The following is a 12504-nucleotide window of genomic DNA, read 5'->3' on the forward strand; positions in this document are numbered from 1 at the left end:
CCGTGAAACGTCCCTCTCACCATAAGGTGGGGGGGACGTTTCTGTTTTCATTCTGGCGTGTATATATGTACGGGGGATCCGGGCTCCCGTTCGTTTATGAAGCTTCCCGGCTGCTTTCCGATCTTTCATGAAGGTGTGCGCCGCTTCCGGTTCTAAAGACAGGCACCTCCCCATAAGCTATTGTTAAAAGGAGGGGTACATGCCATGATCGACCAAGGGAAGGGCAAGTTTCATGATCTGCGGATGCAGAACCGGAAGCTGCTGGACATTACGGGTGTCCAAAACGTGGAGAGCTTTGACAGCGAAGAATTCCTGCTTCAGACCGAGCTTGGGCATCTGACCATTCGAGGGCAAAATTTACATATTAAAAATCTCAGCCTGGAAGAGGGGCTTTTGTCGATTGAAGGTCAGGTGCACTCCCTGATATATTTGAATCCCGGTTCGCAGACCAAGAACAAGAGTCTGCTGGGCAAGCTGTTTAAATGAATCCCAGCGTACAATGGATCACGCTGCTCTGGATGCTCTTCTCCGGAGCAGCGATGGGAGTCGCCTTCGACAGCTACCGGGTGCTGGCAGGGCAGCTCCGTTTCCCGCAATGGTCCAAGCATGCCCTGGACTTCCTTTACTGGATTGCGGCAGCCTTCTTCATTTTTCGCATGTTATACATGACCAATGACGGGCAGCTACGCTTTTATGTGTTTGTTGGGCTATTTATAGGGGTTTGGATCTATTTTTTATTATGGAGTGTCATAACCCAGCGTTTTGTGGTAATGTTAATTCAAGTGACAAAAGGCTTGCTGTCCTTTTTGTACAAGCTGTTCCGTATGCTATTATGGAATCCGATCAAAGGAATCCTGATGCTGGGCTTAGGGCTGTTAAGGTTTCTATGGAAGTTTCTCCTGTCGCTGTTGCGTTTAATCCTTAAATGCCTCATGCCTTTTTGGCGACTCCTGAAATGGATGCTGAGACCGATCACGTCCAGGGTCAGGCTGCCGGCATGGAGCAGGCAATTAGCGGACAAGGTTATCAAGGCGTGGAAGCGCTGGTTTTAGGAGGTATGGTCATGGGAAGATTTGCTGATCCATCGAAGCAGGCTCCCCAACAAACCAAGACAAAGAACAAAGGCGCCCGCCGGCGTAAGAGAATGTTTGTGGCGATGATGGCGCTGTTTTTGATCTGGGCAGGATCAACGCTCTGGTCCCAGAATGACCGCATCCGTAATCAGAACGAAGCGCTAGCTCAGAAGCAAGAGGATTATAAGTCCGTTGAACAGTCGCTCATCCAGATTACACACGAAGTGGAGCGATTGAAGGACCCAGAATATATCGGGCAGATTGCCCGCAAGAAGTTCGGATTGTATCTGCCGAATGAAACGCCGATCATTCAGCCCCAAAATTCGGGCGAATCGCCGTAATTAGGCATGACAGACGTCTGTTGACCTTGTTTAGGTCATTATCGTATAATCAAATCACCGCAGCGCGATTTCTAAATCGGACTGTATATTTTTAAGGGAGGATCATTTTATTCTATGGCAATTGAAGTGGGCACCAAGTTAGAGGGCAAGGTGACAGGCATAACGCATTTTGGAGCATTTGTGGATCTGTCAGGAGGTGTCACGGGTCTCGTTCACATCTCGGAAATCGCCGACAACTACGTTAAGGATGTCAACGATCATTTGAAGATCAACGATGTCGTTACCGTGAAGGTGATTAATGTCGACAAGGACGGCAAGATCGGTCTATCGATCAAGCAGGCTGTCGACAAGCCGGCTTCCGAAAGTCGTCCACCCCGCGCACCGAGACCGGAACGCAGTGGAGGCGGCGGAGAACGATTCGGAGGTGGCGGTGGAGGAGGATTCAACCGCGAACGCGGTGGACGCCCGTTTAAGCCTGCGGCCAACAAGCCTTCATTTGAGGATAAAATGTCACGCTTCCTGAAAGACAGTGAAGAACGAATCTCTTCGCTCAAGAAGAATACGGAAGGCAAACGCGGCGGACGCGGAGCCAAACGTATGTAATTCGATAAAATATAAACTGACCGCAGAGGGAAATTGCCTTCTGCGGTTTTTTTGTCGTTGCATCCAAGGGTACGACAGGTTCCTACGCATTTTACGGCGCCAATCTGCGGAATGAACGCGGGATGGCCGCCTCAATTCGGGAAATGATCCGCCCGAAAGCCTCAGGCTAGACCTGCGGAAACCCGGCTGGGCGCGGGGGATGAGCGGTCGTTTCCCGAACGTTCGCAGGGCACGTTGATTTTGTCGGAAATTTCTTTGGGGCTTGTCCGGTGTTCTGACAAACTTTCCGAAACGGGGGTTTTATAATGGGACCAACAAATTCGTGAAGAATGGGGTGCCAGCGTAATGGATAAAAGAAATCTGGTGATGTTTCCGGGTACTGAGGCAGTTAAAGGGGGAGCGGGTTCCATTCGTGCCCGCGTGGCGGAACGGTTAGGGCAGCTGCCTTTCCTGCAGCGTCCCATCCACTTCCTGGCCGCAAAGAAGTGGATGATCCTGCTAACCTTCATGGGTTTTCTGCTCGGACGAGCTATGATTCTGGGGGAACTTTCTCCATTTGCCGTCGCCTATTTCGCAGTCATCGCCTTTATGCGACGCGATGTTTTGCTGCCGGTAGGCGCAGCGATCGTTGCAGGAAGTTTATTTGCGTCCTTTCCGGTGGCATGGATGGTGCCGGCAGAGATTTTGATCTTTTATTTTATGATGCGGGGCTTGGAGACATATGATCGGGCGGAATTGTCTTATGCACCGTTGATGGTATTTGTCTCCACCTTCTTTGTGAACCTGTTCAGCGTCCTCATCGGACCGAGCATTACCTGGTACTCCATGATGATGCTCACCTTGAATGCCGTACTCAGTTTCGTGTTAACGCTGGTCTTTATCCAGGCGATTCCGGTGCTGACGCTTCGTAAAAAAACGCATGTTCTTCGTAATGAAGAAATTCTATGCATCATCATTCTGCTGGCGTCGGTCATGACAGGTGCCGTCGGATGGACCGTTCAATCCCTGTCGGTGGAGCATGTCTTATCCCGGTATCTGATTCTGCTGTTTGCGTTGGTAGGGGGTGCGCCGCTGGGCGCCTCGGTTGGCGTAGTGACGGGCCTGATCCTCAGTTTGGCCAATATATCGGCCTTCTCGCAGATGAGCCTGCTCGCCTTTTCCGGGATGCTTGCCGGTATGCTGAAGGAAGGGAAGAAAGGCGGCGTATCGCTGGGCATGCTGCTCGGGGCAACCATTCTTTCCATCTATTTCAGCAATCCCGGAGAAGTCATGATCTCCACATGGGAAACCTGCGCGGCCATCGTGCTGTTCCTCATTACACCGAAAAGCGTGATGCAGGCCATCGGCAGATATGTGCCGGGGACGCAGGATCATACCCGTTCTCAGCATGAATATGCCAAGCGGGTCCGGGACCTCACAGCCGATCGCGTGACCCAATTCTCCAAGGTGTTCCGCCAGCTCTCGCAAAGTTTCGGACAAACGTCAGGGGTCATACAGCCTCCAGGCAAACAGGCGGAGGAGATGAATCATTTCATGAATGCCGTGGCGGAAGGAAGCTGCGCCACCTGCTATAAACGGAATCAGTGCTGGGACATGAAATTCTACCAGACTTATAAATATATGACCGATATGATGACCTCGATCGAGGAGAATCCCGAGATGGAAGCAGACGATCTGCCGCCGGAGTGGAGCCGGATCTGCGCCAAGAAGGAGGAGGTGCTCGGCATCCTGAAGCAGCAGTATCATCTTTACCAACATGATATGCAGTGGAAACGCCAAATATACGATAGCCGCCATCTGGTAGCGGAACAATTATCCGGCGTGTCGCAGGTCATGGAGGATTTGGCTCGAGAAATTAAACGGGAAAGCCAGACGATGCACATTCAGGAGGAGCAGATCAGGGAAGCGCTGCAGCAGTTGGGGTTATCGATCCAAGGCATCGATATTATTAGCCTGGATTCGGGTCAGGTCGAGATTGAGATCGTTCATGCGTATACCCGCGGATATGACGAATGCAGGAAGATTATCGGACCGCTGCTGTCCGACATTCTCGGGGAGCATATCGCCGTGATGGAAGAAACCCTGACCCATCCTAGGGACGGATTGGCGACGGTGCGTTTCGGTTCGGCCAAAACATTTGAAATTATGACGGGCGTAGCGGCAGCGGCCAAGGGAGGAGATCTTTTATCAGGGGATAGTTTCAGTACGGTTGAGCTGGGCAACGGCACGTTTGCGGTAGCGCTCAGCGATGGAATGGGGAACGGGGAAAGGGCAAGGCTCGAGAGCAGCTCGGCCCTGAATATATTGGAGCAGCTGCTACAATCCGGCATGGATGAGAAGCTTGCGATTAAATCGGTCAACTCGATCCTGATGCTGCGTTCGCCGGATGAAATCTATGCCACCGTCGATATGGCTCTCATCGATCAATACACGGCTCAGACCACTTTTATGAAGATCGGTTCGACGCCAAGCTTTATCAAAAGGGGCAATGATGTCATACCGGTCTCGGCCAGCAATCTTCCCATCGGCATTATCCAGGATATCGAGGTGGATTTGGTATCCCTGCAGCTGCAGGCGGGCGATGTTCTCATTATGATGACGGACGGCATTTATGATGCGCCGGGTTACGCGGTGAACAAGGAGTTATGGATGAAACGAATGATCCAGGAAGTGAACAGTGAAGACCCGCAGGAAATAGCCGATTGTCTGCTTGAGAAGGTGATCCGCTATCAACAGAATCAAATCCATGATGACATGACGGTGGTGGTCGGGCGCGTGGATCACTTCCATCCGGAATGGTCGAATGTGCATGTTCCGGGATTCGCCCGCATGGAGCGGCCTCGAACGGTTAGCTGAGGATTTGCAACATATCAAAGCGATTACCCGGGAAATGGAGGCCCGGAGCCGATCAATTCTTTTCCGTCTATTCTTCCTGATTGTCGTTTGAACTCTCTTGAATGTGGAAATGATAGAGATAGAAATCCAATCGATAGGATGGATCAGACGGGAGGCAATTTGATTATGAAACAAATCTTGCTGATTACAGACGGGTGTTCGAATGTCGGTGCCAGTCCGGTTCTGGCCGCGGCGCATGCGCTGCAGGATGGTATTGTCGTAAACGTGGTGGGGGTCCTTGATTACGGGACGATCGGTGAACTTGGGGGATTGGAAATACAAGAGATAGCCAAAGCGGGAGGAGGCATACACCGGATCGTAGGTACGCCGCAGCTTGCGCAGACGATGCAGATGATGACTCGGAAAACGGTGGTTCAGACGATCCAACAAGCGGTAAATAAGGAGATACAGCATATTTTGGGAGGCGGGACGCTGGAGGAACTTCCGCCGGACAAGCGTTCGCAAGTCGTCGAAGTGGTGGATGAGCTGGCCGAGACGTCATCCCTTCAGGTTGCACTGTTAATCGATGCAAGTGCAAGCATGAAGCCTAAGCTGGCAGCCGTTGAGGAAGCGATACGCGACCTGATGCTGAGCTTGAAAGCGCGCGCAGGCTCAAGCGAATTGTCGGTATTCCATTTTCCCGGAAAACATAGCGGAGAGGATATCGTCATGGACGTGGATTGGACCTCGGATCTTGACGGTGCCCGCGGCATGTTCAGCAGGCTGCAGATGAAGGGGGCGACGCCGACAGGACCTGCCTTGTTAAAGGTGATTGAATTTTACCGATATGGTACACTAGAAGGTAATCAATCATGGCAGGGTCGTTCCAGCCAAGAGGAAGGGATGCTCGGTGACTACGTTGTCTAACCCGGGTTATCCGCCAGGAACCGTAATTAAGGGCAAATGGCGGAACAGCCGGTACATCGTGGAACGTATGCTCGGTAAAGGGGCTAACGGCAAGGTGTATCTGGTCCACCGGGCAGGAGTTCGCGAGCGTTATGCTTTAAAAGTAGGCTATGACGCTCTGGATCTACAATCCGAAATTAATGTGCTGAATGCGCTGAAAGAACAAATGACGGACCCTTACCTCGTGGAGGCGGACGATCATCATGATGGCAGCGGCGAAGTGTCCTTCTATGTCATGCGTTACATTGAGGGGAGCCCGCTGCATCATTTTATTCGCAAACGCGGCACCGAGTGGGTCGGCCTGATCGGGCTGAAGCTGCTTGAGAAACTGTCCGTTCTGCATGCATCCGGTTATGCGTTCGGAGATTTGAAGCCCAATAATGTGATGGTTTCGGCCTACGGAAGGGTGGAACTGATCGATTACGGCGGCGTCAGCTCCTTCGGGCGCAGCGTAAAGCAGTTTACGGAATGGTATGACCGGGGATACTGGAATGCCGGGAGCCGGACCGGCGACGTATCCTATGATTTGTTCTCGTTTGCCGTGATGTGCATCGGCCTGCTGGATGAGAAGTCGCTTAAGGAGGCGTCTTGTCAGCTTCCCCAAACCCGGAGCGTTGCCGACCTGCAGCTGGTGCTGCGAAGAAACCCCGTATTCAAGCCGTACGCCGTCTGGCTGAACAAGGCATTATCGGGAGAATTCGCGGATTCACGGGAAGCGCTGAACGAGTGGAGAAAACGGATATATGAAGGCTCGAGCCGAGGCGGGCGCCCAGCTCCGGGACGTACACCGCGCTGGCTAAGGAACGCGTTTGGGTTGTCCTTGGTCATTATGGCCTGCGCCGTTTATTTTTTCTTTCGCTCATGAGTTGTTGCCTTGTTACTGGGAGTTCATAAAGATTCGAGTTCAAAAAGGTCGGTTTTCAGCGAAGCTTATCTTCCCGATGTGCGTTTTTTCAAAACGCTTCAGTTGGATGAAGCTAGGGAGTGAGGAGAGAAAGCGTACGTTTTTGGTACGTGAGCACCTGAAATGTTTCCGCAGGAAACATACTTCGAAAGCGTCTGCTTAGGCCCGGCTGAGTTCAAGATTGATGCCGAGTGGCTTCCGGATTCACTTCGTGTTAGATATAGAATTTATGAGTTATCAGTGGAACTGATGAAATTCTATATCGCAAGAAAACCTACCTATGCATCGCGGTCGCTCATCCTTGAAGTGGCCTCGATAGGGGTTTTCTTATCAAAAGCGGACTTTTTGAACAACCTCTAAAGGGGACCTGGAAGTGAAACAGGATTATTTACGAACATTCGTCCAACATATCGAGCGTACTGCCGCAGAGTTTGATTTGTGGTCGGAAGGCGACGGTATCGTGGTTGCCGTTTCCGGCGGACCGGATTCCGTTGCGCTTCTGCACGTTCTGCATGAAATCTCTATGCACCGTACGCCGCTCCGATTGATCTGCGCTCATGTGCATCATGGTTTTCGAAGAGAGTCGGATCAGGAGGCGGAGATGGTGCGCGAGCTGGCGGAATCGCTCAGACTTCCATTGGAAACGGCGTTCATCGATATTCCCGCTTATATGGAAGAGAGCGGCAAGGGTGGACAGGAAGCGGCGAGAGAGAAGCGTTACGAATTTCTGCTGCAAACGGCCCGGAAACACAATGCGCGCTCCGTGGCTTTGGCTCATCATGCCGACGATCAAGCCGAGACGGTATTCATGAGGCTACTGCGCGGAAGCGGTTTGTCGGGCCTGGGCGGCATCAAATTTAAGCGCACGGAAAAAAAAGTGGAACTTATCCGCCCGTTCCTTCGTATGTACAAGGCGGATATCGTGGAGCTGTGCCGCGTGTGCGGATTCCAGTATGCGGTGGATCACAGCAATCTGCAGACGAAGTACCGCCGTAATGCGATTCGCCTGGAAGTATTTCCTTTTTTGGAGCGATACAACGGGCAGTTCTCCTCCTCACTCAATCAGCTGGCCGAAATTGTCCAGCAGGAGGATGATTTTGTGGAGCTTGAAGCTGCGAAGCAATTTCGGAGTTTGGTACAGGAGAACGATGGGAGGCTCGCTTTCGACGCGCCTTCCTTTTTGGGCTTACATGTCGCTTTACAACGGCGTTTGATTAAACTAATATTAAATTACCTGCCCTCAGATCAGGAAAACACCGATTTTGTCAAGATTGAAACGGTGCGCCACGGCATTCTTAACGATCAGCGAAGCAACTGGCGTCTGGATCTGGGTGACGGCATAACCTGTGTTCGTGAGTACGGAGTGATCCAGTTTTGGCCTAATCCTCCGGAAGAACAGGGACAGTACATATACATTCTTGATTCTCCTGATGCGTCAGAGCTTTATGTTAAGGAAATCGGAAAAATGCTGACATTGTCGTTAAAGACAGGAAGCGAAAGCCGGAGCGGCTCCAGACCATCGGCCTTTGTGGCGGATTTTGATGCGGATGAGCTGCGGTTTCCTTTAACCGTGCGCAACAGACAGCCGGGAGACAAGATGAAGATCATGGGATTAAACGGAAGCAAAAAGGTGAAAGATATTCTCATTGATGAGAAAATCCCGCCGTCTGTCCGTGCCCGGATTCCTATTCTTTGTGACGGTTCCGGCAGCATCGTATGGATTCCAGGTGTACGACGTTCCGTTCACGCCGCTTGCGGGCGGCACACATCACGAGTTCTCCGGATGGAGCTGTCGGATGTTTAAGGCAAGTGTAAAACGAAGAATGGCCCGTTTCACGCTTTCATAGTATAAACGTAGGAGGTCCACTTAAGTTGCAGAATGACATTCAGGAAATACTCATCAGTGAAGAAGAGATCCGCGCAAAAATTAAGGAACTCGGTTCCAAACTCAGCGCCGAATATGAGGGACGCAATCCGCTCGTTATTTGCGTTCTTAAAGGTGCGTTTATTTTTATGGCCGACTTGGTTAAATCCATAACAGTACCTCTGGAGTTGGATTTCATGGCTGTATCCAGCTATGGAGCATCAACCAAATCCTCTGGCGTGGTCAAGATCATTAAAGATCTGGACGCTTCCGTTGAAGGCAGGGATGTTCTGATTGTGGAGGATATTATTGACAGCGGTCTTACGCTCAGCCATTTGATTGAGCTTCTTAAGAGCCGCAAGGCAAACTCGGTGCGTGTTGTCACCCTGTTCGATAAGCCGGCACGCCGTACGGTGGATTTGCAGGCTGATTATACCGGATTCGTGCTGCCGGATGCTTTTGTTGTCGGATACGGGCTCGATTACGCCGAGCATTACCGGAACCTCCCCTACATCGGGATTCTGAAACCGGAAATCTACAGCAGTTAAACCACGCCAATAGGCTGCTGCCACAGATCGGGGGCCTTTGTTGAGATGGCCAGACAGGCTGTGGTAAAATATCTTATGTGTCTTGAGAGGAGGTAGGGGATGAGTCGGTTCATCCGGAATTCTGGTTTTTATTTGATTCTATTTTTAGTCGTGGTGGGCATAGTACAATTCGTCACCAATGGCGGCGAGCAAGCCGATGCCCCTAGTTATAATCAACTGCGGCAGGAAGTCAAAGCTAACAACATAGAGGAAATGACGGTGCAATTTGACGGTTACGCTTATCTGGTGACCGGTAAGTATAGGGAGATATCCGAAGAGAAAAAATCGGAGAATTTCTCGACCTATATTCCTGCCACGGATGCAGCAATGCAAGAGCTGACTGCAGCCAGTGATAGCAACAATGTCAAACTGTCCGTGGTGCCAATGGAAGGCCAAAGCATTTGGCTGACATTGCTTTCATCCTTTATTCCGCTCATCATTATGTTTGTTCTGTTCTTCTTCCTGTTCAATCAGGCTCAGGGCGGCGGCGGCAAAGTGATGAACTTTGGTAAGAGCAAAGCCCGCTTATATAATGAAGAGAAGAAACGGATTACATTTGAAGATGTAGCCGGAGCAGATGAAGAGAAGCAGGAGCTTGTCGAGGTTGTTGACTTCTTGAAGGATCCGCGCAAATTTAACACGGTTGGCGCTCGCATTCCGAAGGGCGTCCTGCTTGTCGGTCCTCCGGGTACCGGTAAGACGCTCCTTGCACGTGCCGTTGCCGGCGAAGCGGGAGTGCCGTTCTTCAGTATTTCCGGTTCCGACTTCGTAGAGATGTTTGTCGGCGTCGGTGCTTCTCGCGTACGCGACTTGTTCGAAAACGCGAAGAAGAATGCACCATGTATCATCTTCATCGATGAGATTGATGCTGTAGGTCGTCAGCGCGGCGCCGGTCTCGGCGGCGGTCATGACGAGCGCGAGCAGACGCTCAACCAATTGCTGGTTGAGATGGACGGTTTCGGAGCGAACGAAGGCATTATCATCGTCGCTGCGACCAACCGACCGGATATTTTGGACCCGGCGCTTCTTCGCCCGGGACGTTTTGACCGTCAGATTACCGTCGATCGCCCGGATGTGAAGGGCCGTGAAGCCGTACTGAAGGTTCATGCACGCAACAAACCGTTGACGAAGGATGTCAAGCTCGACATCATCGCCAAACGTACAACCGGTTTTACGGGCGCCGATCTGGAGAATCTCCTGAACGAGGCTGCCTTGCTTGCGGCTCGCCGCAACCGTAAAGATATCTCCATGCGAGAAGTGGATGAAGCGATTGACCGCGTTATCGTGGGTACCGAGAAGCGCAGCCGCGTGATCAGCGACCGCGAGAAACGCATCGTAGCTTACCATGAAGCCGGTCATACCATTGTGGGTTACTTCCTTGAGCATGCGGATACGGTGCACAAGGTAACGATTATTCCTCGCGGCCGTGCCGGCGGATATGTCATCATGATGCCGAAGGAAGATCGGATGCTTGTAACGAAGCAGGAATTGCTGGACCGCGTAACCGGTTTGCTTGGCGGCCGTGTCGCCGAGGAGCTGTTCATCGGCGAAATCGGAACCGGAGCATACAGCGACTTCCAGCAAGCAACGGGCATCATTCGCAGCATGATTGTGGAATACGGTATGAGTGAGAAGCTCGGACCGATGCAGTTCGGTACATCCCAAGGACAAGTGTTCCTGGGACGTGATATCGGACACGAGCAGAACTATAGTGATGCAATCGCTTATGAAATCGATCAGGAAATGCAGCGGTTCATTAACGAATGTTATGAGAAGTGTAGAGAGCTTCTGACCAAGCATTCCAAAGAGGTTCATCTGATTGCCAACACGCTTCTGGAGAAGGAAACACTGGAGCTTGAGCAGATCAAGAACCTCATTGAGACCGGATCGGCTGAAGGCGATGGTAGTGGCGAAGGTGAAGGTTCTTCCGAGAACGGCGAGCCGATCATCGACAACATTGGCGACGTGAAAGTTCGCATCCAAGGGAAAGAAGACGGCGGGCAGCCGACTTCCACGGAAGAAATTCCGAACAACCCGATGGATTCGAATGATCCAGCACCGGAAACCAAAGATTCCGAACGCAAGGATCCTCCAGGCGGATCGGACAACGGTAACAGCAGTTTAACGTAATATTCGTTGATAAAACATCGAATACCGAATAAAAAAGAAGAACCGGAGAACGATGATTCGTTTTCCGGTTCTTTTTGTGCTTTCTATCACATTGACAGGGGACAGAACGAACGTGTACATTAGTTGTTAAATAAGGATGCGCTTCCTTTCACAAAGGTGGAAACCATCCTGAAAGTCACATGGTCATCAGCGGCGAACAGCCGGACTACATAAAGGGAGAGGGTCGATCATGGAAGCTTTGGCACTGGAGCGCAAGGCAGAACAGAACCGTGAACTGCGTGAGCGGTTAATGCAGTTGAAGAAGGAACGTAATGCAATTATTTTGGCTCATTATTATCAACGGGACGAAATTCAGGAGGTTGCTGATTTCCGGGGGGATTCCTTCTTGCTCGCGCAGAAGGCGGCACAAACCGACGCCGAGGTCATCGTATTCTGCGGCGTGCATTTTATGGGCGAGAGCGCCAAAATCCTGGCACCAAACAAAACGGTTCTCATTCCGGATGAACGGGCCGGCTGTCCTATGGCCGATATGGTGAACGTGGACGGACTGCGGAAATTGAAAGCGCAGCATCCGAATGCGAAGGTGGTTACGTACATCAATTCATCCGCCGAGATCAAGGCCGAAACGGATATCTGCTGCACTTCCTCCAACGCCGTGAAAGTGATTCAGTCGGTGGATTCGGACGAAATTATATGGGTTCCCGATAAGAACCTGGGGCACTATGTTCAGCAGCATACCGACAAGAAACTCATTATTTGGGAAGGATACTGCAACACGCATGACATGCTGACCGTTAAGGATGTCGTCGAGATGAAGGCCAAATATCCTCAGGCTGAATTTGTGGTGCATCCGGAATGCCGTCCGGAGGTTGTTGCCATGGGTGACTTTGTGGGAAGTACAACCGCCATCCTGGAATATTGCAAACAGTCATCGGCCAAGGAGTTTATCGTGGGAACTGAGGACGGTACCGGTTATCAGCTTCGATTGGATAGTCCGGATAAATCGTTCCACTTCGCGACGAAATTCCTGGTATGTCCGAATATGAAAGTGAATAATCTCAAAAAGCTGGTGAGAGCACTTGAAACGATGAAGCCGCAGATCTATGTGCCGCCGGTCGTTGCAGAGAAAGCCAGAACTTCATTAGAGCGCATGTTACAGGTTAAGTAGCATGCGCTACTCTTTCGTGAAAAGACAGGTGAG

General features: G+C 51.3%; 11 protein-coding genes. All 11 read left to right on the top strand.

The genetic code is table 11. The features are described 5' to 3' along the window. Positions 1-204 precede the first annotated feature (204 nt). Positions 205-486: a sporulation protein YabP gene (yabP, locus tag HMPREF9412_RS12630; RefSeq protein WP_009591926.1), complete on the top strand. Its 282-nt coding sequence runs from the start codon at positions 205-207 to the stop codon at positions 484-486. Further along, positions 483-1052, top strand: a complete 570-nt coding sequence (gene yabQ / locus HMPREF9412_RS12635; protein WP_009591929.1) for a spore cortex biosynthesis protein YabQ — start codon at positions 483-485, stop codon at positions 1050-1052. The genes yabP and yabQ overlap by 4 nt, the downstream gene beginning before the upstream one ends. 11 nt (positions 1053-1063) lie before the next feature. After that, complete coding sequence (locus tag HMPREF9412_RS12640) at positions 1064-1414, top strand: FtsB family cell division protein (RefSeq protein WP_009591911.1); 351 nt, start codon at positions 1064-1066, stop codon at positions 1412-1414. A gap of 114 nt (positions 1415-1528) precedes the next feature. After that, positions 1529-2017, top strand: coding sequence for a S1 domain-containing RNA-binding protein (locus HMPREF9412_RS12645; RefSeq protein WP_009591896.1), 489 nt, complete (start codon positions 1529-1531; stop codon positions 2015-2017). 345 nt (positions 2018-2362) lie between these two features. After that, positions 2363-4873 carry a stage II sporulation protein E gene (gene spoIIE / locus HMPREF9412_RS12650; RefSeq protein ID WP_009591899.1) on the top strand — a complete coding sequence of 837 codons (2511 nt, stop codon included), beginning with the start codon at positions 2363-2365 and terminating at the stop codon, positions 4871-4873. 165 nt (positions 4874-5038) lie between these two features. Further along, complete coding sequence (locus HMPREF9412_RS12655; RefSeq protein WP_009591933.1) at positions 5039-5779, top strand: VWA domain-containing protein; 741 nt, start codon at positions 5039-5041, stop codon at positions 5777-5779. Continuing rightward, the gene (locus HMPREF9412_RS12660) at positions 5763-6683 is read left to right on the top strand and encodes a serine/threonine protein kinase (protein ID WP_009591904.1); all 921 of its coding nucleotides are present in this window, start codon (positions 5763-5765) and stop codon (positions 6681-6683) included. The genes HMPREF9412_RS12655 and HMPREF9412_RS12660 overlap by 17 nt, the downstream gene beginning before the upstream one ends. A 412-nt stretch (positions 6684-7095) precedes the next feature. Further along, entirely contained in the window at positions 7096-8526 is a 1431-nt protein-coding gene (tilS, locus tag HMPREF9412_RS12670) for a tRNA lysidine(34) synthetase TilS (RefSeq protein WP_009591927.1), read from the top strand. A gap of 68 nt (positions 8527-8594) precedes the next feature. After that, positions 8595-9134 (top strand): hypoxanthine phosphoribosyltransferase, encoded by a 540-nt coding sequence (gene hpt / locus HMPREF9412_RS12675; RefSeq protein ID WP_009591938.1) that lies wholly within the window; start codon positions 8595-8597, stop codon positions 9132-9134. A 99-nt stretch (positions 9135-9233) separates the two neighbouring features. Then, a complete protein-coding gene (gene ftsH / locus HMPREF9412_RS12680) occupies positions 9234-11303 on the top strand; it encodes an ATP-dependent zinc metalloprotease FtsH (RefSeq protein ID WP_009591914.1) in 2070 nt (689 codons plus the stop codon). Positions 11304-11532: 229 nt separating this feature from the next. Continuing rightward, entirely contained in the window at positions 11533-12471 is a 939-nt protein-coding gene (gene nadA / locus HMPREF9412_RS12685; protein WP_009591898.1) for a quinolinate synthase NadA, read from the top strand. The last annotated feature ends 33 nt before the right edge of the window (positions 12472-12504 follow it).

This window comes from Paenibacillus sp. HGF5, assembly GCF_000204455.1.
Taxonomy (GTDB): Bacteria; Bacillota; Bacilli; order Paenibacillales; family Paenibacillaceae; genus Paenibacillus_AQ; species Paenibacillus_AQ lautus_A.